The organism is Sphingomonas sp. DMC6, assembly GCF_056314225.1.
The window spans coordinates 232,487-258,138 of record NZ_JBQUYT010000004.1 but is presented as its reverse complement, the minus strand read 5'-3'; the positions used below and the strand labels follow the sequence as shown (position 1 = coordinate 258,138).

23 protein-coding genes are annotated in these 25,652 nt (G+C 67.2%); 8 read left to right on the top strand and 15 right to left on the bottom strand.

Annotation, left to right across the window (positions count from 1 at the left end):
- The first annotated feature begins 51 nt into the window (after window positions 1-51).
- Window positions 52-1,221, top strand: a complete 1,170-nt coding sequence (locus tag ACT53M_RS11785; protein WP_476233564.1) for a hypothetical protein — start codon at window positions 52-54, stop codon at window positions 1,219-1,221.
- On the opposite strand, the gene ACT53M_RS11780 is transcribed toward ACT53M_RS11785, so the two are convergent.
- Together ACT53M_RS11780 and ACT53M_RS11775 are read right to left on the bottom strand one after the other, a co-directional pair.
- On the bottom strand, window positions 1,218-2,981 hold the full coding sequence (locus ACT53M_RS11780) for a tannase/feruloyl esterase family alpha/beta hydrolase (protein ID WP_476233562.1): 1,764 nt from the start codon (window positions 2,979-2,981) through the stop codon (window positions 1,218-1,220). The genes ACT53M_RS11785 and ACT53M_RS11780 overlap by 4 nt on opposite strands.
- 21 nt (window positions 2,982-3,002) lie before the next feature.
- Window positions 3,003-5,210, bottom strand: a complete 2,208-nt coding sequence (locus tag ACT53M_RS11775) for a TonB-dependent receptor (RefSeq protein WP_476233560.1) — start codon at window positions 5,208-5,210, stop codon at window positions 3,003-3,005.
- A gap of 205 nt (window positions 5,211-5,415) precedes the next feature.
- Here ACT53M_RS11775 and ACT53M_RS11770 point away from each other — a divergent pair, with 205 nt between their 5' ends.
- The 5 genes from ACT53M_RS11770 to ACT53M_RS11750 all read left to right on the top strand — a co-directional run bounded on the left by ACT53M_RS11770 (window position 5,416) and on the right by ACT53M_RS11750 (window position 9,288).
- The gene (locus ACT53M_RS11770) at window positions 5,416-5,916 is read left to right on the top strand and encodes a hemerythrin domain-containing protein (protein ID WP_476233558.1); all 501 of its coding nucleotides are present in this window, start codon (window positions 5,416-5,418) and stop codon (window positions 5,914-5,916) included.
- Window positions 5,917-6,007: 91 nt separating this feature from the next.
- Complete coding sequence (locus ACT53M_RS11765; RefSeq protein ID WP_476233557.1) at window positions 6,008-7,510, top strand: sensor histidine kinase; 1,503 nt, start codon at window positions 6,008-6,010, stop codon at window positions 7,508-7,510.
- The gene (locus ACT53M_RS11760) at window positions 7,503-7,949 is read left to right on the top strand and encodes a response regulator (protein ID WP_476233556.1); all 447 of its coding nucleotides are present in this window, start codon (window positions 7,503-7,505) and stop codon (window positions 7,947-7,949) included. Before ACT53M_RS11765 ends, ACT53M_RS11760 begins: the two co-directional genes overlap by 8 nt.
- A 5-nt stretch (window positions 7,950-7,954) precedes the next feature.
- Window positions 7,955-9,025: a sensor histidine kinase gene (locus tag ACT53M_RS11755; RefSeq protein WP_476233554.1), complete on the top strand. Its 1,071-nt coding sequence runs from the start codon at window positions 7,955-7,957 to the stop codon at window positions 9,023-9,025.
- 77 nt (window positions 9,026-9,102) lie between these two features.
- Window positions 9,103-9,288: a hypothetical protein gene (locus tag ACT53M_RS11750; RefSeq protein ID WP_476233553.1), complete on the top strand. Its 186-nt coding sequence runs from the start codon at window positions 9,103-9,105 to the stop codon at window positions 9,286-9,288.
- 27 nt (window positions 9,289-9,315) lie between these two features.
- Here ACT53M_RS11750 and ACT53M_RS11745 read toward each other — a convergent pair whose 3' ends face one another.
- The 4 genes from ACT53M_RS11745 to epsC form a co-directional block, all read right to left on the bottom strand.
- Window positions 9,316-10,320, bottom strand: a complete 1,005-nt coding sequence (locus ACT53M_RS11745) for a PfkB family carbohydrate kinase (protein ID WP_476233551.1) — start codon at window positions 10,318-10,320, stop codon at window positions 9,316-9,318.
- Window positions 10,321-10,420: 100 nt separating this feature from the next.
- Complete coding sequence (gene uxaC, locus ACT53M_RS11740; RefSeq protein WP_476233549.1) at window positions 10,421-11,833, bottom strand: glucuronate isomerase; 1,413 nt, start codon at window positions 11,831-11,833, stop codon at window positions 10,421-10,423.
- 28 nt (window positions 11,834-11,861) lie between these two features.
- Entirely contained in the window at window positions 11,862-13,151 is a 1,290-nt protein-coding gene (locus ACT53M_RS11735; protein WP_476233547.1) for an MFS transporter, read from the bottom strand.
- A 115-nt stretch (window positions 13,152-13,266) separates the two neighbouring features.
- Complete coding sequence (epsC, locus tag ACT53M_RS11730) at window positions 13,267-14,226, bottom strand: serine O-acetyltransferase EpsC (protein WP_476233546.1); 960 nt, start codon at window positions 14,224-14,226, stop codon at window positions 13,267-13,269.
- Between the two features lie 189 nt (window positions 14,227-14,415).
- On the opposite strand from epsC, the gene ybaK reads away from it, so the two are divergent.
- On the top strand, window positions 14,416-14,892 hold the full coding sequence (ybaK, locus tag ACT53M_RS11725; protein ID WP_476233544.1) for a Cys-tRNA(Pro) deacylase: 477 nt from the start codon (window positions 14,416-14,418) through the stop codon (window positions 14,890-14,892).
- Window positions 14,893-14,904: 12 nt separating this feature from the next.
- Here the strand turns inward: ybaK and galA are convergent, their stop codons facing one another.
- The 5 genes from galA to ACT53M_RS11700 form a co-directional block, all read right to left on the bottom strand.
- Window positions 14,905-17,370 carry a beta-galactosidase GalA gene (galA, locus tag ACT53M_RS11720; RefSeq protein ID WP_476233542.1) on the bottom strand — a complete coding sequence of 822 codons (2,466 nt, stop codon included), beginning with the start codon at window positions 17,368-17,370 and terminating at the stop codon, window positions 14,905-14,907.
- Window positions 17,371-17,441: 71 nt separating this feature from the next.
- Window positions 17,442-17,960: a hypothetical protein gene (locus ACT53M_RS11715; RefSeq protein WP_476233540.1), complete on the bottom strand. Its 519-nt coding sequence runs from the start codon at window positions 17,958-17,960 to the stop codon at window positions 17,442-17,444.
- A gap of 138 nt (window positions 17,961-18,098) precedes the next feature.
- Window positions 18,099-18,977 (bottom strand): type II secretion system minor pseudopilin, encoded by an 879-nt coding sequence (locus tag ACT53M_RS11710; RefSeq protein ID WP_476233538.1) that lies wholly within the window; start codon window positions 18,975-18,977, stop codon window positions 18,099-18,101.
- Window positions 18,974-19,525 carry a type II secretion system protein GspJ gene (locus ACT53M_RS11705; protein ID WP_476233537.1) on the bottom strand — a complete coding sequence of 184 codons (552 nt, stop codon included), beginning with the start codon at window positions 19,523-19,525 and terminating at the stop codon, window positions 18,974-18,976. The genes ACT53M_RS11710 and ACT53M_RS11705 overlap by 4 nt, the downstream gene beginning before the upstream one ends.
- Window positions 19,522-20,562: a penicillin-binding protein activator gene (locus ACT53M_RS11700; protein ID WP_476233535.1), complete on the bottom strand. Its 1,041-nt coding sequence runs from the start codon at window positions 20,560-20,562 to the stop codon at window positions 19,522-19,524. Before ACT53M_RS11700 ends, ACT53M_RS11705 begins: the two co-directional genes overlap by 4 nt.
- A 92-nt stretch (window positions 20,563-20,654) precedes the next feature.
- Here ACT53M_RS11700 and ACT53M_RS11695 point away from each other — a divergent pair, with 92 nt between their 5' ends.
- Window positions 20,655-21,278 (top strand): hypothetical protein, encoded by a 624-nt coding sequence (locus ACT53M_RS11695; protein WP_476233533.1) that lies wholly within the window; start codon window positions 20,655-20,657, stop codon window positions 21,276-21,278.
- 9 nt (window positions 21,279-21,287) lie between these two features.
- Here the strand turns inward: ACT53M_RS11695 and ACT53M_RS11690 are convergent, their stop codons facing one another.
- The 4 genes from ACT53M_RS11690 to gspL are packed head-to-tail and all read right to left on the bottom strand — an operon-like array spanning window position 21,288 to window position 25,634.
- Window positions 21,288-22,514: a type II secretion system F family protein gene (locus ACT53M_RS11690; RefSeq protein WP_476233532.1), complete on the bottom strand. Its 1,227-nt coding sequence runs from the start codon at window positions 22,512-22,514 to the stop codon at window positions 21,288-21,290.
- A 41-nt stretch (window positions 22,515-22,555) separates the two neighbouring features.
- Complete coding sequence (gene gspE / locus ACT53M_RS11685) at window positions 22,556-24,025, bottom strand: type II secretion system ATPase GspE (protein WP_476233530.1); 1,470 nt, start codon at window positions 24,023-24,025, stop codon at window positions 22,556-22,558.
- Window positions 24,022-24,522 (bottom strand): type II secretion system protein GspM, encoded by a 501-nt coding sequence (gspM, locus tag ACT53M_RS11680; protein ID WP_476233529.1) that lies wholly within the window; start codon window positions 24,520-24,522, stop codon window positions 24,022-24,024. Before gspM ends, gspE begins: the two co-directional genes overlap by 4 nt.
- Window positions 24,519-25,634, bottom strand: a complete 1,116-nt coding sequence (gene gspL, locus ACT53M_RS11675) for a type II secretion system protein GspL (RefSeq protein ID WP_476233528.1) — start codon at window positions 25,632-25,634, stop codon at window positions 24,519-24,521. Before gspL ends, gspM begins: the two co-directional genes overlap by 4 nt.
- Between the last annotated feature and the right edge of the window lie 18 nt (window positions 25,635-25,652).

The following is a 25,652-nucleotide window of genomic DNA, read 5'->3' as shown; positions in this document are numbered from 1 at the left end:
GACATCTTGCCCACGACCGCTCGCCAGTAGCGGCGCAAGGGAGGATGCGGCATGTCACCCAAGCTGCAGCAGGCAACCGGCATCTATCTGCAGCCTCCCGGCAAGCTCGCCTTGCAATTGGCTGACCGGATCGAGGGATTGCTCGTCGAGCAGGGCTGGCCCGGCGGACAGATGCTGGGTCCGGAGACCAGCCTTGGCGAGATGCTGCACGCCAGCCCCCGCGCCACGCGCCAGGCAATCCGCATCCTCGAATCGCGCCAGTTGCTGAAGAGCCGGCGCGGGTGTGGCGGCGGGCTGGTGGTGGCAGAGCCTTCGCTGAAGGAAACCGGCGAGCTGATGGCCCTGCATCTGCTCGCACGCGGCACCGAGCCGGAAGACATTGCGGAGGCGCGCCGGCTGCTGCTGGCCCATCCCGGCGAGTGTGACGCCGATAGCGAAGGCGTGCTGGCGCTGACGCTGGCGCTGCTCGATCATGTCCACGCAGCGGCAAGTGCCGCACACCGGCGCATCGTCATCGAAGGGGGCACGTCAAAACGCGCCATCGCGATCGTCCAGCACCTGCTGCGTACCGGGATCGCCGGCAAGCGGTCGATCGGCACGATCGAACAGCTTTGCGACATCTATGGCACCTCCCGAAAGGTGATCGTGCAGGCGCTGCGGATTCTGGAAGACCTGGGCTTCGGTGCGCCTGCACGCGGGCGCCAGGGTGGCTTTCGCCTGAGCGCACCGTCGACCGGCGCCATGGTGCGCAGCACGCACAGCCATTTCGTCGCCCAGCGGCTCGATCTGGTTCGCTGCGCCGCGATCATCTCGCGGATCAACGACATCCACGCCGAACGCGCAGCGGCGATGGCGGAACGCCCGCTGCACCTGCGCGCACTGGCCGGGCGGTTCCAGCTCGAGACCATGATGGACGGCGACGTGTCAGCGCAGATCGCACTGCTGCGCGAAGTGGCCACCCTCGCCGACAACCAGACGCTGCACCTGCTGGTGCGCTGCTTCTGGTTCTATTCGTACGAAACGCAGCTACGCGCCGAACCGCTGCTATCCCGCCCGGACCGGCACTATGCCGCCCCGATCGTCGCGGCCACGCATGCCATGGCGGAAGGCGTGGTCCGCGGCGACCCCGAAGCGGCGGGCGCGGCGATGCGGCAATGTGGCACGCACCTCCTCGCCCTCACCCGCTCGATCCGCGCCCAGATCGAGGCAGCGCGCCGCTAGTGGTGCGTTCCCGGCGCGCGGCAGACGAAATTCTCCGCCTTCTCGATATCGCCTTCGCCCTTGTACCAGGCCACTTCCGGATAGGGGCATAGCGGGCGCGAGCGGCCCGGCCAGGGCGACATCGGCCCGGCCGAAGCGATGATCTGGCCCGGCGCCTTGCCCTTCTCGACCCAGTCGACCAGCGCGGCAAAGGCGTCATACTGGTCGGTCGCAGGACCGCCGGCGCAATGGCCCATGCCCGGCACGGGGAAGACGCGCACCGTCTGCGCTGCCTGCCCCTGCATCCGGGCATTGACCGCACGCCACCAGTCGATCGTGTCCTCGATCGAAAAGACCGGGTCGGACACGCCCTGCGGCACGATCAGCTTGCCGCCGCGCGCCCGGAACGCCGCGAGATCGGGCGAACGCGCGCCAACATCGGTCCATGCCGCATTGGGAAACCCCGGCGCCGTGGCATAGATTTTGGCAGCGTCGCGATCGAAATCAAACCCCATCGAAAAGGCCAGCGCCCCGTCGAGCCCCGGCGCGGGCATGGACGGCGGCGTGGTGAACACCATCGCGAGCGAGTTGGCACCGAGCGCGACGTTCAGCGCCGGTATGCGGCCATCGGCGCTGCCAGTCTTCCAGATGCGCCAGCCAAAGTCGGACCAGCCGGCGTCCCAGGGGAACGCCGCATAGAGCGCCTTGCCCTTGCTGTCGCGCGGACCGTCATGCACCCGGACCAGCGCATCGATCTGCGCCGGCGCCAGACAGCTATCCTGCTTGCCGCCCTTGCAGGCGATCGCGCGCAACGCCGGAACCACCCGTGCGCTGGTGCAGGCGCCGAAATTGCTGACCAGCCCGTCGGCAACGCCGTCCGCCGCGTCGCAACTGTCGAGGATCGTCTTGCGCACCAGCTTCAGGTCGCTGTCGCTGAAACTGGCCGCAAGCGTCGCCATGGTCAGCGGCTTTGCCGCCGCCTCGGCAAAGGCCTGGGTGTCCCACGCCTCCGCCACTGCCGCGCGCGGCAGCGACATGCCGGGGGCCGCCGCGACGATTCCGTCGAACAGGCCGGGATAGCGCTGCGCCAGCATCATTCCTTCCTGCCCGCCTTTCGAACAGCCGACGAAATAGCTGCGCGTCGGCGCAGCGCCGTAGAATTGGCCGATCAGTGCCTTGGCTGCTGCCACCGACAGCGGCAGCGAGGCGTTGCCGTAATTGGCGCGGGCCTGCGCGTCGAAACCGAACGCCGTCATGCCGCCCTTTGCGGGGGCGGCATTGGTGGCATTGTCATGCCCCGAATCCTGCGAGAGCACCGCATAGCCTTGCACCAGCACCGATCCGTTCGGACCCGTGCGCCCGAGTGCATCGCCCAGCTCGCCATTGCTGCCGCCGCCGCCCTGCATGAAGAAGCGCCCGTTCCAGTCCGCCGGCAAGCGCAGATGGAAGCGGATGGCATAACGCTGCCCATCGGCGCCGGTCCGTTCCTGCAGCATACCGATAATCTCGCAGTGCGCCGGTGCGGCCACCGGTGCGGGCGGCGGACCACCCGGCCCGGGGGGAACGGCGATCGGCCCCGCAGGGTTGAACTTGGCAGATACGATATGTGCGCCGCCGGCGGTTGCCTGGGCGAGTGCCGCACACCTTGCCTCGGCATCCACGAGCAGCCGCCCGCTTGCCGGAGGCAGCGCCCACGGCTCCGCCGCGGCCGGCGCATGGCTGCCGATGGGCACCCACAGCGTGCCCAGTGCAACCGAACTCAGCAACGCAGCATATCGCATCCGTCAAACCCTTCCTGTCGATCAGAACCGAACCGACGCCCGCACGCCATATTCGCGGGGCGCCCCATAGAATTCATTGTTGCCACTCTGGCCGCTGACATAGCGGGCATTGGCGAGGTTGGTCGCAAAACCTTCGATCGACCAGTCCCCCAGCGACAGCGTCAATTGCGCCGACAACAGCCCATAGCCGCGAAGATAATCCGTCGACGGCGCATAGAGCAGATTGGTCCAGCGCGAGCCGACATAGGCATAGTTGAGCCGCGGCGTGAGCGTCGCCCGCCCGCTGAGGGGCACCTCATATTGCGCGCCGACATTGTAAGACCATTTCGGCGAGAACAGGTTAGGTCCGCCGCCGGCCGTTACCGTATAGGGGCCATAGTCGAAGCAGACGGGCGGATTCGATGCCACGCCCGCGGCGCATTGCGGACCATATTGGTTGAGCGGCGGCAGTACGCGTGTATCGACGGTGCGCACCGGGTCGAGCGTCGAATCGACATAGGCGATGCCGCCATCGACCGAGAAATGGTCCTTGCGCGCCTGAACCTGCAGCTCCAGCCCCTTGATGCTGGCATTGGAGACATTGAACACGCCCGACTGTCCGGTCGACGGATCGCGGCCGTCGAACTGGAAATCGTTATAGTTCATGTAGAAACCGCCCAGCTGGGTGCGGACATGCCCGTCGAACAGGGTCGTCTTCACGCCGGCTTCATAGTCCCAAACCGTTTCCGGGCCGAAGCCCGAGGTTGCGGAATTGATGCCACCGGGCTTGTAGCCGCGCGCGACAAAGGCATAGGCGAAAGTCTGGTCGTCGATCTTCCAGTTGAGCCCCAGCTTGCCGGTCATCCGGCCGTCGCCATGGCTGCCGTTGAGATTGGCGACCGCCAGCCCGTTCGGCCCGAAGATCGGCGATCCCCGGCCGATGGTGACGATGCCAGACTGGTCCGCCTGGAAGTGGGAATAGCGTAGCCCCAGCTGCAGCTCGAGCTTCGAGCTGAAATGATAATTGCCCTGCGCGAACGCGCCCAGCGTCAGCTTGCTGACATATTGGTTGATGTTGGTCGGATCGGTCGGATCGCCGCCGCCATTGGCGTTCTGAATGACGACGTCGATCTTGTTGCGCTGGAAATAGCCGCCGACGATCCAGTCGAACGCGCCGCCGGTCGGGGAAATCAGGTTGAGTTCCTCGGTCCATTCGCGCTCCCGGACATATTGATTTTCGGTCTGCGCCGCGAGCGCCGAGCCGTCGCTGTCGTAAAGATTGTTGATCCGCTTGTTGAGATAGCCGGTGACCGAGCGGAGCACCGTGCCGCCGCCGAATTCGTACCGCAGCTCGGTAGTCGAAAGCACGCCACGCTCGTGGTTCAGCGTCGGCGCATTATAGTTGAGCGTGCGGATGTCATTCGTGCGGCCGGCGGAAAAGGCCGTGCCGGCGATGGGGTGATAGGCATAGCCACCGGTCTGCTTGTCGATCAGCTCCAGCTTGGTGATCGCGCGGAAAGGGCCGGTTTGCCACAACAGGCTGATGCGCCCGGCCTGCTCGTTCAGCCGGTCGGGCTGGTTATGATAGGGTCCGATGTCGGTATAGTAGCTGTCATGGCTGCGCAGGTTGCCGGCCACCCGCACCGCCAGCGTGGAAGTGAGCGGCACGTTCAGCGCCGCCTGGGCGCCGAAGGCGTTGTAATTGCCATAGCTCGCCTGCGCAGTACCGCCGATGCGGTCGAGAGTCGGGCTTTTCGTGTTGATGAAGACCGCACCGCCCGTCGAATTGGAGCCGACCAGCGTTCCCTGCGGCCCGCGCAGCACCTCGACATTCTGGATGTCGTACATACTGCCGGCGGTCAGGATCGGCGGCTGGAACACCCCGTCGATATAGGTCGCAACACCATTCGCCACGGCCGGAGAGCCGCTGGCGATGCCGATGCCGCGGATGTTGACCGACTGGGTAAGTCCCTGATCGGTGATCGACAGCGAAGGCGCGGCATATTGCAGGTCGCCCAGCCGCTGCACACCCTTGTCCGCCAGCGCATCCCCCGAAATGGCGGTCGCGGCGATCGGCACGTCCTGCAGATTTTCGCTGCGGCGCTGCGCCGTCACCACGACTTCCTGCAGCGTCGATTCCGACTGCGGATGGTCCTGCGGTGCCCCGGCGTCGGCCTGCTGTGCATGCGCCGCGATCGGCGCCGCCATCAGCGCCAGCCAAGCTGCCGACGCGCTCCAATGCATCTTCATAGCCTCTCCCTTTCACGACGGCTGCGGCAGGGATTTGCCCCTTGTTCGCGGCCTGGATTGCTATGTTACATTGCGATTTTCCGAAAAAAAGGGCCCCAATTGCAGATCGCTCCGGAAGGACACTGAGCGCGGCGATACGGAGCATCCTTTTAACGCCGGCTGCCACCGCTCCGGCCTAAAATCCGCACTCCATTGGGAGGCTTTTGTGTTGATCGACCGGCTGTTGCGACAGCATGGACATATCGCCCGGGCGCTGGACAGGCTCGAAGAGGCAGCCTGCGGCGCCCCGACGGCAGAGGCCGATGCCATGCGCGCCGCCCGCTGGGCGCTGGCCCGCGACCTGCTGCTGCACCTGTCGCAGATGGAAGCGACAGTTTACGCGCCGCTGACGCGGGATCCGGATTGCGCCGAAATCGCCGAGCGCGAAATCGGCGAGACGCGCGCGCTGGTCGAGCATTTCAACGCCCATGCCACGCGCTGGTATGGCGCATCGCCGCATGAGCGACGGAGCGAACATCGCCAGGCACTGCGCGCGCTGGCGGGCCATGTCCGCGAGCGGATCGTCGCCGAGGCCCATTTCATCGCCGTGCATCCGCTACCGGCAGTACCGCCCCCGCGCAACGCTGCACCGGGCGGCGATTTTGCCCGTATGGCGTGGGACATGCGCGAGCGCCTGTATGGCGGCCCCAAGCCAGGGGCAGGGTAAGGCACGCCCGTACTCCGTTCGTCGCATCAGCCCATTGTGATTGTTATGTCCTGCTTTATCTGTGCAACTTCGCACCAACGGGCGGGGCCGGATGAACACAGCAAAGCAGCCTGCGCTGGGCATGAGCGCCCATGCCAATCGGCTGATTGCCGCATTGCTGACCATCGGCTTTCTGGCGCTGATCGCAGCGGCCGGCATGGCGATCTGGATTCAGGGGCTGAACCAAACCAACAGCTATTGGGTAGCCCACACACTGGAAGTAGAAGCGCGGCTCAGCGGCTTTTCGAGTGCCGCCGAGCAGATGGAAACCGCGCGGCGCGGGCTGTTGCTCAGCGACGATCCCCGCTTCAGCACGCGGCTGGTGGAAGCGCAGGGCCGCGCGAACGGGCTGCTGGACCGGATCGGCGAGCTCACCAGCGACAATCCCGAACAACAGGCGCGCATCACCGCGCTGCGGCGGCTGCTCGCCGAATATCTCGCCTATCACCGCGCAACCGCCGCACTGACGGGCGCCGAGCGGGCGCGGATGCACGCGCATTTCAGCGATGACGAGGCGGTGCTCCGGATACGACAGATCCGGCGGGTCGGCGAGACGATGCTCTACAGCGAGCGCGCGTTGCTGCACAAACGCGAGGAACAACAGAACCGCACGCTGCGCTGGTTCTATGCGCTGCTGGTGGCATCGGGTGTCCTGATCCTGATCGTCGCGGTGGCCACGCTGCTGCTGGTCCGCTCGAACATGGCCAAGCTGCATGCCTCAGGCGAGGCGCTGCGCGTGCTCAACGACGATCTGGAGGATCTCGTCGACGCCCGCACCGCCGAATTGCAGCGGGCCAATGCCGAAATCCAGCGCTTTGCCTATATTGTCTCGCACGATCTGCGCTCGCCGCTCGTCAATGTCATGGGCTTCACTGCCGAGCTGGATGCCGCCCGCCAGGCGGTGGCCGAGCATATCGCCCGCTGTGATGCCGAGGGCCCGCAACTACCCACGCCCGCCGTCCGCGCCGCAGTCGAAGAGGATTTGCCCGAAGCGATCGGCTTCATCCGCAGCTCGACGCAGAAGATGGACCGGCTGATCAACGCCATCCTGCGCCTGTCGCGCGAGGGCCGCCGCACCCTGACGCCCGAGCCGCTCGACCTGAATGCGCTGGTGCGGGGCATCGGCGCCAGCATCCAGCACCGGTTGCAGGACGAGGGCACCGAACTGGTGATCGGCGCGCTCCCCTCGCTGACGAGCGACCGGGTTGCGGTGGAGCAGATCCTGTCGAACCTGATCGAGAATGCCGCCAAATATCTGAAGCCCGGCCGGCCGGGACGGATCGAGGTGTCCGGGCGGACCCAGCGCGACCGGGTGCTGATCGAGGTTCGGGACAATGGCCGTGGCATCGATCCGCGCGACCATGAACGGATTTTCGACCTGTTCCGCCGATCGGGCATGCAGGACCAGCCGGGCGAAGGGATCGGGCTTGCCCATGTGCGGGCGCTCGCTTATCGCCTAGGTGGATTTATTGAAGTGGAATCCGAACTGGATAGCGGCTCCACTTTTCGCGTGAACCTGCCCCTGCGCTGGGCAGAGGGAGTAAGCAATGGTTGATCATCGTCCCGTCAACATCGTGATGATCGAGGACGATCAGGGCCATGCGCGCCTGATCGAGAAGAATATCCGCCGCGCGGGCATTTCCAATACCATCCACCACTTCGCCGACGGCACCGCCGCGCTGGAATTTCTGTACAATGGTGCGGATGGTCCGGTGCACAACGGCCCGGCGCTGATCCTGCTCGACCTGAACCTGCCGGACATGAGCGGCATCGACATTCTCGCGCGGATCAAGAGCGAGAGCAGCCCCTTGCGGCGGACGCCGGTGGTGGTGCTCACCACGACGGACGACAAGATCGAGATCCAGCGCTGCTACGATATGGGCTGCAATGTCTATATCACCAAACCGGTTAATTATGAGAGCTTCGCCGACGCTATCCGCCAGCTGGGCCTGTTCCTGTCCGTGATCCAGGTTCCGGCCCCCGACGCAGGCTGATCGGAGTGGGCGAACGGATTCTCTATATCGACGACGACGAAGGTATTCGCCGCCTTGCCGCCCGCGTGCTGGGGCGCAAGGGGTTCGACATCACCACGGCAGCCAGCGGCCCCGAGGGAACCAATCTGGCACGTACACACCGTTTCGATCTGATTGCGGTGGACCATTATATGCCCGGCCAGGACGGGTTGACGACGCTCGCCCAGCTGCGGGCGCTGCCCGACTGCCCACCGATCGTCTATGTCACCGGGTCCGAGGAAAGCCGCATCGCCGTGGCGGCCCTGAAATCGGGCGCTGACGACTATGTGGTGAAGTCGGTCGGCGAGGATTTCTTCGATCTGCTCGCCAGCACTTTCGCGCAGGTGCTCGAACATGCCGGGCTGGTGCGCGCCAAGGCCCGGGTCGAGGAGGAGTTGCGGATCAGCAACGCCCGGCTCGAGGCGCTGCTGAAGGAAGTGAACCACCGCGTCGCCAACAACCTGCAAATGGTGATGGCGTTTGTCGGCATGCAGGCCCGCAGCGTGTCCGACCCGGGCGCGCAGGAGGCGCTGCGCAGCGCCCAGCAGCGCATTGCCGCCATCGCCCATGTCAACCGGCGCCTCTATGGCGGCGGCGATGTCGAATTCGTGCGGATGGACGAATATCTTACCGGGCTGGCAGACGATCTGGCCGCAAGCTGGTCCAACCCCGAAGCACCGCGCACCGTCCGCGCCCTGACCGAGCCGGTAACACTACGCACCGACAAGGCTGTCTCTCTGGGCATGATCGCCAATGAGCTGGTCAGCAATGCGTGCAAATATGCCTATCCGCAGGGCAACGGCGAAGTGCGGATTCTGCTGCGGCAACAGGGCGAGCAGGCCGAGCTGGTGGTGGAAGATGACGGAATCGGCTTTTCGCCCGGCGCCGAGGCAAAGGGCACCGGCCTGGGCACCCGCCTGATAGAAGTGCTGGCGCGCAGCCATGGCGCAACCGTGGCATATGACCACCCGCAACGCGGCGCTCGCACGATCCTGCGCATACCGCTCGATGCCGGCGAACGGCAGGCCAGCATGGCCGAGGCGAAGGCAGAGGCCTGAATCGCTGTTTTCTGTAACCGGAATGGCACCTCCGGGCGTGATCGCCGTTTCTACCTCCGAACCAGAGGAGGCGCGGATTGTCCGAAGAGCGGATCATAGCGGTCGGGTTGCTGACGCAGCGTGACCTCGACCGGCTTGGCGAAGCCTTCAGCCGGCACTTCGCCATACCCGAAGACGATATGTTCGCGGACATTCTGGCGAAGCTGGACCGGATCGAGGTGCAATCGGTCGGTCAGGGCGTGATGATCAAGCCCGAGCAATAACGCCCCCGTCGCCTAGCGCCGCCTCCCCTATCGCCGCACGTCCAGCCCGCCTTCGGCAAAGGCCGCCAGATCGGCGCGGGTGAACAGGCTGGCGTCCCCCGGAAGCGAATGTTTGAGCGCGGTCAGCGCCAGTCCCGCCTCGGCCGCCGCGCGCGCATCGCCGCCTTCCAGCAATCCGTGCAATACGCCTGCCGCGAACGCATCGCCCGCGCCGATGCGATCGACGATGCCACTGACGCGCAGTTCGGCGGTCTGGTACCCCGCTTCGCGCGTGTCCACGCGGGCTGCGATACGGTTGCTGTCGGCGTCGTCGACATGACGCGCGGTGGACGCGATCAGCTTTAGGTCGGGAAAAGCCGCAAAGGCAGCCTCGGCGGCATGCCGACGGCGATCCGGCCCGTCGCCGGAGAAGGTTTCGCCCAGCAACAGCGAGATGTCGCGATGGTTTCCGAACAGGATGTCGGCATGGCCGATCAGCCGGGTGAGCACCGCGCGCGGATCGCTGTCCCACGCTTCCCACAGCTTGGCGCGGTAATTGCCGTCGAAGGAGACCGGAATACCGCGCGCGTGCGCCGCCTCGGCAGCAGCGATGGCGGCAGCGGCAGTGTTCGGCCCCAGCGCGGGCGTGATGCCCGACAAATGCAGCCGCGTCGCACCGGCGAGCGCCGCATCCCAGTCCCAGCTTGCCGCATCGCGCGTGGCGAAGACCGAATGGGCGCGGTCGTACACGACTTCCGACGCGCGCAGGCCGGCGCCGGGGGTAAGGAAATACAGGCCCATCCGGCCCGGCTCGGTCGCAACATGGCGCGTATCGACGCCCCGGCGACGCAGCTCGCCGATCGCTGCGGCGCCCAGCGGATTGTCGGCCACCGCGCTTACCAGGCGCACGGCGTGACCAAGGCAGGCTAGCCCGGTCGCGACATTTGCCTCGGCGCCAGCGACATTCACCTCCAGCCGCGGCGTCTGCAGCAACAGTTCGCGCCCCGGCGGCGAGAGCCGCAGCATCACTTCGCCGAAAAACGCTATCGTCATTGCCCTGCCCGATCCTCTCGTGGCTGCGACATGCACAAGCGCATCCCCAGCCCGTCCCCAAACTTATCCACAGCCTTTTCCACAGGCCCGCCAGCGCTGGCTATAGCTTATAGGCGCGGCGCACCAGCCCGTTGGTTAGCTCGAACGCCAGCTCCGCAGCCTCCCAATCGAGCAACCGCCCTTCGGCTACCAGCCGGGCGAGGAAGCCGCAATCGATCCGCCGCGCGACATCGTGCCGCGAGGGGATCGACAGGAAGGCGCGGGTATCGTCGTTGAAGCCGACAGTGTTGTAGAAACCCGCCGTCTCGGTCACTTGCTCGCGGAAGCGGCGCATCCCTTCGGGGCTGTCGTGGAACCACCAGGCGGGGCCGAGCTTCAGGCACGGATAATGGCCGGCCAGCGGCGCCAGCTCGCGGGCATAGACGGTTTCGTCGAGCGTGAAGAGGATGATCGACAGGTCACGCGAAGTGCCGAACCGGTCGAGCAGCGGCTTTAGGCCGTGGACATAATCGGTCGCCATCGGGATGTCCGCGCCCTTGTCGCGGCCATGGCTGGCGAACAGCCCGCCATTATGGTTGCGGAAGCTGCCCGGGTGGATCTGCATCACCATCCCGTCCTCGACGCTCATCGCCGCCATTTCGGTGAGCATCTGCGCGCGGAACAGCTCGGCATCGGCGGCGGTCCAGTCGCTGCCGAGGATCTTCGCAAACAGCGCCGCGGCCTCCGCCTTGCTGAGATTCGCGGTGCGCGCGGTCGGGTGGCCATGGTCGGTCGCGGTAGCGCCGGCGGCGCGGAAATCGGCGCGGCGCTTGCGATGCGCGGCGAGATAGCCGTCCCAGCTGTACACGTCCTCGCCGGTCTTCTCTGCAAAGACCTTGAGCGCGCCGTGGAACTGCTCATGCTCCACATCTATCACTGCGTCCGGGCGATAGGTGGTGACGACACGGCCGCCCCAGCCGGATTCCCGGATCGCATGGTGCGGCGAAAGATCGTCCTGCGGCCCTTCGGTAGTGGCGAGAAATTCGATGTTGAAGCGATCGAACAGCGCGCGCGGACGGAACGCGTCGCTCGCCAGCTTCTCGTTGATCGTGTCGTAGTAGAAATCGGCCGTCTCGCCATCGAGCGCCACGTCGAAGCCGAATACCTGCCCGAACACATGGCCCAGCCACATGGCCGAGGGCGTGCCGCGGAACAGATAGAGATGCTCGGCAAAGGTGCGCCACGCCGCGCGCGGATCGGTGGCGGGCATCCCCGCCTTGCTCGGCACGCACAGCGCATCGAGCGACACGCCCTGCGAGTAGAGCATGCGGTAAATATAGTGGTCGGGCGCGAGCAGCAGCTCCGTCGCGTTCGACCAGTTGCTGTTGGTGGAGAACCAGGTCGGGTCAGTGTGACCGTGCGGGCTGATGATCGGCAGGCCCGCCACCGCCTGGTACAATTCGCGCGCGATTGTGCGGATGCGGTCCTCGGCCGGCAACAGCCGGTCGGGATCGAGCTTCAGCGGCTTGGCCATCGGATACTCCGGTAACGTAAGGGGGAAATCAGGCGCTCATGTCGACGCGGGCGAGCCGCGGCGACAGGAAATGAACACAGGCCAGCGCAACGAAATAGGCGCTGCCCGCCACGGCGAAGAGCGGCCAGTAGTTGCCGATCCGTGCCAGCACTTCGCCGGCATAGAAAGACATCAGAATGCCGCCGACCGCGCCGACGGTACCGCCGATGCCGATCACCGAGCCGACCGCGCCGCGCGGGAACATGTCTGCCGGCAACGCATAAAGATTGGCGGAAAAGGCCTGATGGGCCGCGGTCGCGATACCGATCACGGCCACTGCCATCCACACGCTGGTCAGCGATTCGGCGAAGAGTACCGGCAGCACCGCACAGGCGCAGACCAGCATCGTGAGCTTGCGCGCGACATTGGCTGTGTAGCCCGCGCGCATCAGCCGGGAGGAGAGCCAGCCGCCGGCGACGCTGCCCATGTCCGACACGAGGTAGATGGCGGCAAGCGGCAGGCCGAACGACTTGAGATCGAGATGGTAGCGCTCGAACAGATAGCCCGGCAGCCAGAACAGGAAGAACCACCAGATCGGGTCGATGAAGAACTTGCCGAGCGCATAGGCCCAGGTCTCGCGCCGCAGCAGCACCGCACCATAGCCGAGCTTCTGCACCTGATCGGCCGGATCCTGCTCGATCCAGGCGAGCTCGCCGGGGGTGACCTTGGGGTGTTCGCGCGGGCTGCGGTACAGCGTCCACCAGGCGATGAGCCACACGAAGCTGACAAGGCCGGTAATGACGAAGGCCGACCGCCAGCCCCAGGCCAACACCATGTACGGGATCACCAGCGGCGTCAGCACCGCGCCGATGTTTGCGCCGGCATTGAACACGCCGATGGCGAAGGCACGCTCCTTGGCCGGAAACCATTCGGTCACGGCCTTGATGCCGGCGGGAAAGTTGCCCGATTCGCCGATGCCCAGCGCGAACCGGGCCATGGCGAACTGGGTCAGGCTGTGCGCGGCGCCGTGCAGGATATGCGCGACCTGCCAGACAATGAAGGCGATAGTGTAGCCGATCCGCGCGCCGACCTGATCAACCACCTTGCCGAAGATGATGTAGCCGACGGCATAGGCGAACTGGAACCAGATGATGACGCCGGCAAAGTCCTGCTCGGTCCAGTGCAGATCGGCCATCAGAGTCGGCTTCAGCACGCCGATCATCTGGCGATCGACATAGTTGATGATCGTCGCCGCAAACAGCAGCGCGACGATTATCCAGCGCCGACGACCGGACCGCGCGACCGCGTGCGAGACCGCTGTCTGCCCCCTTCCCACCATTCACCCTCTCTTTCGGTGCCGGATCGGCACGCGGACAGGATCAACTTTGTCCTGTCCCAAGGGAAGCGATGGTTAGCGGGATCATTTGCGAATGAAAACGCCTTTTCACGGATCGTCAGCGATCATGCTCCGCCAGCCGTGCCGTCAGATTGCTCTGGGCATCGCCGTGCAGGCGCACCGCCGCCGGCTGAACCAGCACGCTATAGGGCGGCACATCGTCGAGCAGCCAGACATTGCCGCCGATCGTGCTGCCCCGGCCGATCGTCACGCGGCCGAGGATCGTGGCCCCGGCATAGATGATCACATCGTCCTCGATGATCGGATGGCGGGCATAGCGCGCGCGCGGTCCGGCCGGTGCCAGCCCCAGCGGACTGCGCGCGCCGAGCGTGACATGCTGGTAGAGGCGGACATTACGCCCGATGATCGCCGTCTCGCCGATCACCACCCCGGTGCCGTGGTCGATGAAGAAGCTGGGTCCGATCGTCGCGGCGGGGTGAATGTCGATGCCGGTACGGGCATTCGCCAGCTCCGAAATCACGCGCGCCACGATCACGGCGCCGAGCGCGTGGAGCTGGTGGGCGATGCGATAATGGAGAATCGCCAGCGCGCCGGGGTAGCTGATCAGGATCTCGTCGACGCTGCTCGCCGCCGGATCACCGACAAAGGCCGCATCCACATCTGTGTCGAGCAGCGCACGTATTTCCGGCAAGGCTGCGGCAAACAGGCGAACGATCGTATCGGGCTGGTCCGCGTCGAACCGGGCGCGGTTGTGCAGCTGCCAATAATCCAGCTCGCTCGCCACCTGCTCGCGCAGGATCGCGAGGCCCTGCCCCAGCTGATCGGCGACGAAATCGTCCTCGCGCGCGATGCCGCCGCGAAAGCCGCCCAGCCGGGTGGGAAACAGTGCTGCCGAGACATGCTCGACGAACCGGGCCAGCGCCGCCGGTGCCGGGAAGCGAGACAGCCCCTGATGCTCCGCCCTGCGCTCACGCCAGGCAGAACGGACAGTGTTCAGTGCCGAGACCGCATCGGCTATTTCGAGCGAGAAGGCCGAGGGGATGGCCGGTCTGGTCATGCTGCATCGTTCCTTTGTTGCAGCCGGCATAATCCCACCTTTTTGATGGGAAAATAAACAAATGCTTTTCCGCCCTGCGCCAGCCACTTGGGCGCCGGGCCGGCGTTGCGGTGCCCCGGCGGCTGTGCGAACAGACTGCCATGACTTGCCCCGCCCTTCCCCGGCCCGTGGCCACGCCGGACTGATCCGATGTCGAAGGAAACCCGCGCGACGCGGATGCTGGAAGCTGCGAAGATTGCCTTCACCGTCCACAGCTATGCCTATGATCCCGATGCAGACCGGATCGGGATGCAGGCCGCCGAAGCGCTGGGCGAAGATCCCGCGCGCGTACTCAAGACGCTGATGGCGCTGGTCGACGGCAAGCCGGCACTGGTGATCCTGCCTTCCGACCATCAGGTGGCGATGAAGAAGCTGGCCGCGGCGCTGGGCGGCAAGGCGGCGGAGATGATGAAACCCGCCGATGCCGAGCGCATTTCCGGCTACAAGGTCGGCGGGATCAGCCCGTTCGGCCAGACGCGGCGCCTGCCGGTGGTGATCGAGGCGGCGGCGATGACCGAGCCGCTCGTCTATATCAATGGCGGCCAGCGCGGATTGCAGGTGCGGCTGGCGCCCGGCGATGCGGCGCGGCTGCTGAACGCCACCGTCGCCGCTGTCACCAGCAAGTGACCCGCGCCGCCCTCACCCGGCGAGCAGCGCACCGATTCCGCTCGCCAGCCCCGGCCCCTCTGCCATTACCTTGATCGCACCCACGCCACCGGTGCTGCGCACCAGTGCCTGGGCGAGCCCGTTAAAAGCGCGGCGATCCGGCCCCTTGTCGGATTCGTGGCTGGTAGGATCGCCATTGCCGACACCGATCAGCGCCGCAGGCCCCTGCACTGTGAAGCGCAGCGACGCGTTCGCGTTCGGCACCGGCCGCCCCTTTGCGTCGACCAGCGTTGCGGTCAGCACCGCCAGGTCGCGGCCGTCGCCAGCGATCTGCCGCCGGTCGGCAGTCAGCCGCACTGCCGCCGCCGGGCCTGTCGTTTCCTGCCGCGTGGTCGCGATAAGGCGCCCGCCGCGATAGCCGCGCGCCTCGATCCGACCCGGCGCATAGGGCACGCGCCACTCGACATGCCCGGCGCGCGGCATGGTCCGCTGGCCCAGGCTGCGCCCGTTGAGCAGCAACTCGACCGCATCGCAATTGCTATAGGCCCAGACCTCGATGTCCTGCCCTTCACGCCCCTGCCAGTTCCAGTGCGGCAGCAGATGGACCAGCGGTTCGGGCCGCCACCAGGCGCGGTAATACCAGTAATTGTCCTTGGGAAAGCCGCACAGGTCCATCACCCCGAAATAGCTCGAGACCGCCGGCCAGCGCTGATAGGGCGTGGGCTCGCCGCGATAGTCGAAGCCGGTCCAGATGAACCCGCCGGCCAGATTGGGGCTGGCATCGGCGATCCGCCACCAATGCTCGGCGGTGGAGGCCCAGCGGGGAAACTCCGTGTCATAGGCGCGGACGATCTGGCGGGCGGCATCGTTGAAATATTCGCCGCGCGTCGAAACCGTGCTGGCAGTTTCGGTGCCGATCACCGGCTTGGCCGGAAACTTGTTGTGGAAGGCCGCCACGGTCTCGGTGTGGTAATTGAAGCCGACGACATCCACTTCCTGCGCGGCGGAATCGTAATGGCCGCGATCGAATGCCTGGGTGGTCAGCCGGGTCGGGTCGAGCCGGCGGATATGGCGCACCATCTTGCGGCTGATCCGGCCGCCCCGCGCCTCGATCTGGTGCGGCTCCTCGTTCCCGACCGACCAGAGGATGATGCTCGGATGGTTACGGTCGCGCCGCACGATCCGTTCTAGCTGATCATAGGCCTCGGGGTCGGTGCTGTTGAGCCGCGCCTCGTCGATCATCAACATGCCCATCCGGTCGCAGAGGTCGAGCAGCACTTCCGACGGCGGATTATGCGCGCTGCGCCAGGCATTGGCGCCCATCGTCCTGGTCTGGGCGATACGCCAGGCATCGAGCGCGGGTGGGATCGCGGTGCCGACGCCGGCATGGTCCTGATGGTTGCAGACACCCAGCAGCTTGACCGGCTGATCGTTGAGGAAAAAGCCCTTTTCGCCGTCGAACCGGATCGTGCGGATGCCGAAGCGGGTTTCATAGCGGTCGATCACCTGCCCTTCGGCGACCAGCTCGCTCACCAGCCGGTAGAGGCTCGGCTGCTCGATCGACCACAGGCGCGGCGCCGTGACCATCACGCTCGCTTCGTGCGCGATCACCGTGTCGGGGGCTGGCGCCAGGGCGGCGTCGTCGAACTGCGCGACCACCGCGCCGTCGGGATCGACGATATGCTGGCGCAGCACCACGTCCGCCGGCTTCTCGCTGGTGTTGCGCACATCGATCGTCGCGGTGACGCGCGCACCCTCCGGTACAACGGTGCTGCGAACGAAGCTCCCCCATTGCGGCACATGGACCGGGGCCGCCTTGACCAGCCACACCAGCCGATAAATGCCAGCGCCCTCATAGAACCAGCCTTCGCCCAGCGAGGCATCGGCACGCACGGTGACGACATTGGGCTTGCCGTCATAGTTGAGGAAGTCGGTGGCATCGACCTGAAAGGGCACATAGCCGCTGTCGTTGCGGCCGACGACATAGCCGTTGATGAACACAAGGCTGGCGCGGAACACGCCGTCGAATTCCAGCCATATCCGCTTGCCGGCGTCCTGCGGGCCGACATCGAGCGTGCGGCGATACCAGCCGATGCTGTTTTCGGGAAAGGGGCGGCCGATCGCCTTGAACCCGTGCGACGACACATCCTCGCTCGCCTTTTCGGCGGTAACGCCCGGCGGCAGCGCAAAGGGCAGATCGACCGCCCAGTCGTGCGGCAATTGCACCGGCTGCCAGCCATGGTCGTCAAAATCGGGCGTGGCGGCATCTGCGCTGCTGCCTGCCTTGGCGAAGGTTTCCTGGTCCAGACCGAAATTGAAGTCGCGCGCCATGTCGCTGGCATGGCCGAGATGGAAGCGCCAACCGTAATCGAGCAGTTCGCGGGTGCGCGGGCCACCGGCCGCGGCGGTGTCGAGCGCCGCGCGCGCTTCCGCCGCAAACGGAACCATCGCCGCCAGCCCAGCCCCGGCACCGTACCCCAACAGCGTCCTGCGTCGCATCCTGTCCCCGCCTCGTCGATTCGTATACCGAATCCCGCAACCAGCCGCAGGTGGCAAGCTTGGTTCTACGCCTACAGGCGCCGCGCTTCGCGGGCGGCGTCGGCCAATATCTGGGCGAGCATTTCGAGGATCGCCGGTCGCCCCTTCGGACCTTTCAGCACCACCGCTACAACATAGCCATGGACCCGCGCGCGCAGCCGCTGCTCGGCGCGCAGTCGCATCCAGTCACGCGCAGCAAATGCCCCGCCCGGTGCGGCCGGCAGCGCCGTCGCCGCCGCTCGCACCACGCCGAACAGCGCGGTGCCGCCGGCGACGGCCCAGTCCTGCACCTCGGCCACCATGTCCTGCCAGCCATCGCCTTCGGGGGCGCGCGGGCGCCAACGGATCGGCACGGGATTGGGCACGATCTCGCTCAGCCTATGCTCGGCCTCTTCGAGTACCCGGCGGGCCAGCGGCTCGGCGACGTTCCGCACCATGGGGGCGATGCGCGTAGCGATGAAGCGGCTCTGGTCGATCAGGCCGTCCCGCCAGTCCGCCTCGGCCAATGTGCTGTCGAGCGTTTCGATAAGATCCGCTGCGGCCTGTTCCATGACCGACCGGGCCAGCCGAAGATGCGCATCGCGCCACTGACCAATCGCGCCACCGCCGAAAAGGCTCAATAGGCCCAAGGACTTGCTCTCCAGATCGGGATGATGGCACCCGGTTTCGCGACGGGCCAGCCAAGCAAATTATGTTGTCTTGGGCAAGGGCGGCGCGCCCGGCGGCACCGCCGCATTCCACCAGCGTTCCACCGGCACCACTTCGACCGCCCCCTGCGCGGTCCGGCGGCGCTGGATCAGAGTCGCTTCCTGCTGGCTGGTGCCGCCGATCGTCGCACGGGTCCGTACCCAGAAGCTCGTCGAACGAAAGCTGGTGCCCCAGGGAAGGCTGACATTCTGGTCCGACAGGTCCTTGAGCGTCAGGAAATTCTGGCGCGCGCGCACCGCCGCCAGCCGCTGTCCCACCAGCGGATCGTGGAACAATATGCCCAGAAGCGCCGGATCGGCGGCGTTGAGGTTGATCGAGGTGGCGCCGGGCAGCGCCGTCACCAGCCGCTCGAGCTGGTCGGCGACGCGCGGCTCCAGCCCGGCGAGGCGCAACGGGCTGAGATCGGTCAGCGGCCCTTCGGCGCGGACATATTCGATGGCCGCGAGCAATTGTTCGGGCCGCATCCCCACCTGATCGGCAATCTCCTGGAACAGGATGACGGCGCCCGCCTCACCATTGCGCAGATTGTTGATGTTGAAGCGGCCTTCGGCGTCCGCAATCGCCAGATCGAAATGGCCGCCTTCGATCGGCGCACCATGCGCTTCCAGCTTTGCCCAGGCCTCGCCGCGATGGTCGACTTCCGGCGCCAGTTCCGCATCGCGGCGCAGCGCCACCAGCGCCGATAGTTCGCCGCCACGCACCACCGCCTGCGCGCGCGCCGCCTCGCGCATTCTGAGGCTGCGGTCGAGCGCCACTTCCTCGCGGTCGATCATCAGCAGCACGACCCCGGCGGCAATCGCCACGAACAGCAGGACGTTCACCAGAATCATGCCCTGCTCGCCGTCGCGCGCGCGGTTCATGGCTGCTTCTCCAGCGGCCGCGTCGGCAGCGCGACGACGCGGCGGAGCATCACCGGCGCACCGCCCGGCCCTTGCGCGGCCAGCTCGACTTCGACGGCGCGGGGCCAGCGATTCTTGTTGGCGTCGCTGGCGTCGAGCGGCCAGTGATCCGCCCAGCCATTGTCCCAGAAGCGCCAGCGCGCCTGCACCACCCCCGGCAACAGCAGTTGCGGGGCGGGAGCGGCCCGCACCAGCATGCCGCCAGTGACCCGATATTCCACCGGTATCGCCTTGCCGCCTACCCCCGGCATCGCCCGCGAGAAGCGCAGCCGGTCGCCCTTGCCCTCCACGGCGCCACCGGCGATCTGATCGAGATCGCTTGCCAGCACGAACATCGTCCGCTGCAGCGTGGCGAGCCGATCGAGCCGGCCTTCGGTGCGGCGATTGACGTTCAGAATGCCGTCGACCAGCGCCAGCCCCGCCACGGCGATCAGCGCGAACAGCCCCAGCGAAATCATCAGTTCGATCAGCGTGAAGCCGGACTCGCCGGCCCCGCCCGCCCGCTTCACGATCCCGAACTCACCGCCACGGCTTCATAGCCGCTCCGGCTGGCGCGCAGGATTGCGAAGTCCCGCGCGACCGATCCGTCGGTACGGAACCGCACCGGGCCGGTGACGCCGTGGAACCCGCGCGCATCGAGCAGCCCCTGCATGTTCAGCGCATCGGCACCGCGCAGCGTGTTGACGATTCCGGCGGCATCATAGGCAAGCGCGGTGATCGTGCCGGGATCGCCGCCGTTGCGCGCCGAATAGGCGCTGGCGAACTGGTCGAACGCGGCCGGATCGGGGCTGGCGAGCCAGGCGCCGTCCAGTGCCTCCAGCGCTTCGGGGCGGTGGTCCAGACCCTGCACGGTGCCCAGCAACTGCACGCCGCTGTCTTTCAGCGCCCGCGCGGCGGCCAGCACCCCTTCGCCGCTGCCCGGCAACAGCACGGCATCGGGCGCCTCGCCCGCATCGGGCACCGGCTGGCCCTGCTTCACCTGCAACATGCGCAGCCGGAGGCCGAGTTCGCTTTCCATCCGGCCCGCAGCCAGGCTGGCGGCGGCACTCCAGGGCGATCCGTCGTCGACCATCACCACAGACTTTACGCCGCGTGTGCGGGCATAACGCAGGATCGCACTCGTCACCTGCCCGGCAGTGATGCCGAAAATCCAGACACCCGGCTGGCGCAGCACCGAATCATTACTGAACGCGATCACCGGCACACGCCCTGCGACGGTGCTGCCCACTGCCGGCACTTCGGTGGCGCTCAGCGGTCCCAGGATCATCGCCGGGTGGTGACGCAGCGCCTCGCCGGCAGCACGGGCAGCGCCATCGGTATTGCCGGCGGTATCGAAACTCAGCACGAATTCGGCGTTTTCCGCGAGCAACGCGGCCTGCCGCATGCTACGCCCCAGTTCCGCTCGCGCACCGGTGAGCGGAAGCAAGAGAGCGACAGGGCGCTTGTCCTTTTTGGCGCCCGCCCATGCGAACGAGGGAAGCGAGACCGATGCCGCGGACGCGACCAGGCCCGACTGCAGCAACCGCAACAGCGACCGGCGATCCATGGCCAACTCCGGATTCAGCGAATGGGGCACGCCGGCGTCTTATCGTCTTCGTCCTGCTGGGCATAGGGGCCTATGCGCTTGCGATGCTGGCGATGCTGCCGGCAAGCGTGCTGGTGCGTGAGGCGCCGTGGCGCACCGGCGTGGCAGGCACGCTGTGGCACGGTCAGGTTGGGCTGGCCGGCGGCAGCACGCTGGAATGGCAGGTGGCGCCGCTGCGATCGCTGACCAGCCTGGGCCTGGCTACCGACTGGAAGGCAACCGGCCCCGATACCAATCTGGGCGGGCAGGCGCTGCTGCATGCCGGTGGCCGCATGGTGCTCGACCATGTGAGCGGCGCCGCCGATTCCAGCCTGTTGCAGGCAATTCAGCCGAACCTGCCCTTCACCTGCAGCTTCGCGATGCAGGTGGAAATGCCGCGAATCGCGATCGGCGGCGGCAGCGAGATGCTGGACGGCAAGGTGACGACCGATCCCGGCAGTTGCCAGACCAAACCCGCTGGGCCAGCCGTGGCGGTGCCGGCGCTGCTGCTGACCGCCGAGCATGTCGGCGCGCGCACCGCCTTCCGGCTAGTCCCGGCGACGCAGCGGCGGCAGGTGCTGCTCGATGCGACGCTCAGCGAAGATGGCCTGCTCGACCTGGGCGTCACGCGGGACGGCGCCACTGCGCTGCCGTTTATCGGCCTGCCCGGCGGCGCGCGGTTTCAGGGCAAGATGTGAGGCGAAGGCCTAAATCCCAACCAGGTTGTTCAGGTTGATGATCGGCAGCAGGATCGCCAGCACCATCAACAGCACGAGACCGCCCATCACCAGCAGCACCAGCGGCTCGACCAGCGCGACGAGCGTGGCAACCAGCGCATCGAGTTCGCGTTGCAATTCGCCTGAGGCGCGGCCCAGCGCAGGTGCCAGCCGGCCCGAGCTTTCGCCGGAGGCGACGATCGCCACCAGCATCGAGGGAAACACCTCCGCCTCCTGCATCGCCGCGCGAAGGCTGATGCCCTCGCGGACGCGCGCGGCCACCGACAGTGCCTTTTCGCGGACATAGAGGTTGGGCGTGACAGCCGCCGCGGCGTGCAGTGCCTCGACCAGCGGCACTGCGCTGCCCACCAACGTCGCCAGGCTGCCGGCGAAACGCGCGGCATTCATCTGCCGGCTGAAGCGGCGGAACGGGCGGCGCTCGGCAAAGAAACGGTGCACGCGCAGCCGGTTGGCAGGCACGCGCAGCCAGCGCCCGAACCCCACCAGCCCTAGACCGATTGCGATCAGCAGATAGAGACCGAAATGTTGCAGAAAGGCACTGAGCGCGATCAGTGCGCGCGTCAGCAGCGGCAGATCGGCGCCGCGCGACACGAACACCTTCACGATGTCCGGCACGACATAGACCATCAGCATGACCATCATGCCGAACGACACCACCGCGAGCAACGCCGGGTAGAGCAAGGCGAGTTGGAGCTTCTGGCCGTTGGCCTGGCGGTTCTCGACGAAACCGGCGAGGTGGCCGAGCACATCCGGCAGCTTGCCGGAAGCCTCGCCGGCAGCGACGGAAGCGCGGTAGAATTCTGGAAAGGCGCGCGGGTGCTGGGCCAGCGCGGCGGCGAAGCTGCGCCCGTCGAGAATCGCGCCGCGCACATCGAGCAGCAGCGAACTGACCGCCGCCTGTTCGGACTGGGTGGCGACCAGCCGCAGCGCCTCTTCAACCGCGATGTCGGAGCCGACGAGGGTAGCGATCTGCCGGGTCAGCGTCGCCAGCGCGCGGGCGCTTATCCCGCCCTTGCCGATGCGCGGCAGCGTGATCGCGCCAAAGCTCCGCCCCCGCTCCGCTGCAGGCTCGACCGACAGCGGCAGCAGCGCCTGCTCGCGCAGCAGCGCACGGGCGGCGGCGGGGCTGGAGGCTTCGAGCACGCCCCGCCGGGCGGTGCCGGTGCGGTCTGCCGCGCGATAGGCATAGGCGGGCATTCAGATGCCTCCCTGCCAAACGCTGCAGCCTGCGCTCCCCCTCACGCCTCGTCCCTCACGACCCGGGCGACTTCCTCCACGGTCGTCACCCCCGCCTTCAGCTTGGCGAGACCGTCGTCGAGCAGGCTGGGATTCTGCTTGCGGGCGTGGCGTTCCAGCTCAGCCTCGCTCGCGCCGTCGTGGATCAGCTTCTGCATGGCGTCGTCGACCGCCACCACTTCGTACAGTGCCGCGCGCCCGCGATAGCCTTCGCCATGGCACTGGTCGCAGCCGACCGCGCGCCACAGCTTCTTGCCCGGCTTGATCGCGCCGCCGAGCAGCGCCGAATCCGCGTCGGTCGCCACATCCTCGCGCCGGCAATGCGTGCACAGGCGGCGCACCAGCCGCTGGGCGCACAGCCCGACCACCATGGGCGCCAGCAGATACCGCTCCACCCCCATGTCGATCAGCCGCGTGACGGAGCCGACCGCACTGTTGGTGTGCAGAGTCGACAGCACGAAATGCCCGGTCATCGCCGATCGCACCGCCACCTGCGCGGTTTCCTGATCGCGGATCTCGCCGACCATGATGACGTCGGGGTCCTGGCGGAGGATCGCCCGCAAGCCGCGCGCGAAGGTCATGTCGGTGCGGGGGTTGACCTGCGTTTGCGCCACGCCCGGCAGTTCATATTCGATCGGGTCTTCGACCGTCATCACGTTGCGCTTGCGGTCGTTGAGCCGGGTGAGCGCGGTGTAGAGCGTCGTCGTCTTGCCCGAGCCGGTCGGCCCGGTGACGAGCAATATGCCGTGCGGCCGTTCGAGCAGCCGGCCGAACACGTCCTCGTCGCGTGCACTCATGCCGAGGCCCGACAGGTCGAGCTTCAGCGAACCCTTTTCGAGCAGGCGCAGCACCACCCGCTCGCCATGCTGGGTGGGGATGGTGGAGACGCGGGCATCGACATCGTGCCCGCCGATCCGCAGCGTCACGCGCCCGTCCTGCGGCACGCGGCGTTCGGCGATGTCCAGCTTCGCCATCACCTTGATGCGGCTGACCAGCAGCGGCGCCAGCGCGCGCGGCGGCTCCAGCATGTCGCGCAGCACACCATCGATGCGGAACCGCACGACCAGCCGCTTTTCCTGCGTCTCGACATGCACGTCCGACGCGCCTTCCTTCACCGCTTCCAGCAGCAGCGCGTTGATCAGGCGAATGACCGGCGCATCGTCGCGGGTATCGAGCAGATCGTCGACGCTCGCCGCGCTGTCGGCCAGCGCCGCCAGATCCATGCCGCCCAGATCGATGTCTGCGGCAGCGCCGCCTGCTCCGCCATAGGCTTCGCCCAGCGCGCTGTCGAAAGCGGCGCCGTCCAGCCGCACGAACCGCGCGCCCGGCGCCAGCCTCTGCACTTCGAGCAGCCCGTCCAGCCCGGCATCGGCACGATGGAGGCACTCGACGCCCTCGGGCGTACCGCGCAGCAGCACGCCGTGGCGGCGGGCAAAGCCATAAGGAAGCGCGGGCGTATCGAGGTCGATCACTGCACCAGCTCCACCACCGCCGAGACATGGCCGGGCGCGCCAAGTCGCTGGAAGGTGACACGCTGCACGCGCAAATCGCTGCTGCGCGTCACGTCCGCCAGCCAGGTGACGATCGTGTCGTAGCTGGCATCCGCCACCGTCGCGCGCACCCCGCCGGGCAGCGGCGCGGTGGTGATGCCAAGGCCCATAGCGGCGGCAGACTGGCTGGCCTGTACCGCCGGCGGCCCGGCGCGGCGCTGCTGCCGTGCCGCGCCCAGCGGACCGGCGGCGCGGATGCGCGCGGCGAGCACCTCATAGCTGCGAATATCCGCCAGCGCGGCGGCACGCGCATCCTGAATCGGCTTCACGGCAGCATAGACGAGCAGCACACCGCCGAGCAGCAGCGCGAGCACCGCCAGCAGCGTCCGTTCGCGCGGCGGACGGCCCTGCCACCATGTGCCAAGGCGCGTCAGTCCGGCATCAAGCGTCGGCAACTGGTTGCGGATCACGTTCCTCATACCGCACTCGCCGTAACACGAATCGCGCCGTCGGGCGCGGCAACGGCGCGTCCGCGCACGCGGGCGGCACGCAGGGCGGCGTCGATCTTGCCGGCAAGGCCGGGCTCGCCGGGCGCAAGATCGAGCGTGAGCACGCTGCCTTCATAGCCCAGGGTCCGCACGGCAATGCCCGAGCCGAGCGGCCCCAGCGCAGCCGAAACGCGCGCGAGCAGCGGCAGGAAACGGTCGGGCGTTCCCCCGCCGCCGGCGGGCAACAGATCGGCAATAGTCGCGCGCAGATCACCGGACACATCCGCCCCCGGCGCCGCCGTAGCAGCCAGCGTGCGTACCTCCTGTGCGCGGCGATCGGCGATCACGCGCAGCGCCACCAGATCGGCGCCGGCAATCAGCACATGCGCAGCAACGCCGATTCCGACGATCCAACCGAAACGGTTCCAGTTCTTGCCGATCGTCGCGCGCGGCGGCGCGAAAGCGCCCTGACGCAGATCGAGCAGGTCCGCCGCCATTGCCGCGCGGGCCGCTGCGGAGACGGAATCGGGCACGACCGGCACGGCCTGCATCTCTTCGGGCAGCGGCTCGCCCTGGTTCTGGACAGGTGGGCGCCCGGCCGCTTCCCATGCAGCACGCAGCACGGCAGCCGGCACGGCAAAGCCGGTACCGTCGGCAGCGAGCACCAGCGCCCGCCCATCGCGCACCGAAACCGTCCAGCCCTCCACCGGGCGGGGCAACAGCAGGGCGTCGGGCACCATCGCCGCGCCATGCAGCCCCTGCGCTTCCGCCAGCGCTACCCACTGCGCCATCACCGATTGCTGGACGATGCCGGCCAGATAGCGATGCGGATGGCCGCTGCCCGCAACGGGCGCGCCGAGCGCGAGATGCAGCGTTTCCAGCGGCTCGGCGACATGGTCTTCGACGGCGAAGGGCAAGGCCGCCAGCCGCCGCGCGCGATTGGGCAGCGGCAAATCCACTGCCAGCATCCGCACCCGCTCGGTCGGCACGAGGATGGTTGCGGCCCCCTCTGCGTCGGCTATGATCAGGCGGTCGCCCGCCAGCGTCCACACACCTCCGGCGTGCGGCTGCGGTAGCTTTGGTATTCGGGCACCGCTTGTCATGGTAGCTTCATGGGTCGG

Coding starts and splice junctions, on each gene's coding strand:
- ACT53M_RS11690 (WP_476233532.1), bottom strand. CDS start 22,514: ATGCCCGCCTATGCCTATCGCGCGGCAGACCGCACCGGCACCGCCCGG.
- galA (WP_476233542.1), bottom strand. CDS start 17,370: ATGCGACGCAGGACGCTGTTGGGGTACGGTGCCGGGGCTGGGCTGGCG.
- ACT53M_RS11745 (WP_476233551.1), bottom strand. CDS start 10,320: ATGACGATAGCGTTTTTCGGCGAAGTGATGCTGCGGCTCTCGCCGCCG.
- ACT53M_RS11760 (WP_476233556.1), top strand. CDS start 7,503: ATGGTTGATCATCGTCCCGTCAACATCGTGATGATCGAGGACGATCAG.
- ACT53M_RS11785 (WP_476233564.1), top strand. CDS start 52: ATGTCACCCAAGCTGCAGCAGGCAACCGGCATCTATCTGCAGCCTCCC.
- uxaC (WP_476233549.1), bottom strand. CDS start 11,833: ATGGCCAAGCCGCTGAAGCTCGATCCCGACCGGCTGTTGCCGGCCGAG.
- ACT53M_RS11780 (WP_476233562.1), bottom strand. CDS start 2,981: ATGCGATATGCTGCGTTGCTGAGTTCGGTTGCACTGGGCACGCTGTGG.
- ACT53M_RS11715 (WP_476233540.1), bottom strand. CDS start 17,960: ATGGAACAGGCCGCAGCGGATCTTATCGAAACGCTCGACAGCACATTG.
- epsC (WP_476233546.1), bottom strand. CDS start 14,226: ATGACCAGACCGGCCATCCCCTCGGCCTTCTCGCTCGAAATAGCCGAT.
- ybaK (WP_476233544.1), top strand. CDS start 14,416: ATGTCGAAGGAAACCCGCGCGACGCGGATGCTGGAAGCTGCGAAGATT.
- gspL (WP_476233528.1), bottom strand. CDS start 25,634: ATGACAAGCGGTGCCCGAATACCAAAGCTACCGCAGCCGCACGCCGGA.
- ACT53M_RS11735 (WP_476233547.1), bottom strand. CDS start 13,151: ATGGTGGGAAGGGGGCAGACAGCGGTCTCGCACGCGGTCGCGCGGTCC.
- ACT53M_RS11765 (WP_476233557.1), top strand. CDS start 6,008: ATGAACACAGCAAAGCAGCCTGCGCTGGGCATGAGCGCCCATGCCAAT.
- ACT53M_RS11710 (WP_476233538.1), bottom strand. CDS start 18,977: ATGAACCGCGCGCGCGACGGCGAGCAGGGCATGATTCTGGTGAACGTC.
- ACT53M_RS11775 (WP_476233560.1), bottom strand. CDS start 5,210: ATGAAGATGCATTGGAGCGCGTCGGCAGCTTGGCTGGCGCTGATGGCG.
- ACT53M_RS11695 (WP_476233533.1), top strand. CDS start 20,655: ATGCTGCCGGCAAGCGTGCTGGTGCGTGAGGCGCCGTGGCGCACCGGC.
- gspM (WP_476233529.1), bottom strand. CDS start 24,522: ATGAGGAACGTGATCCGCAACCAGTTGCCGACGCTTGATGCCGGACTG.
- ACT53M_RS11700 (WP_476233535.1), bottom strand. CDS start 20,562: ATGGATCGCCGGTCGCTGTTGCGGTTGCTGCAGTCGGGCCTGGTCGCG.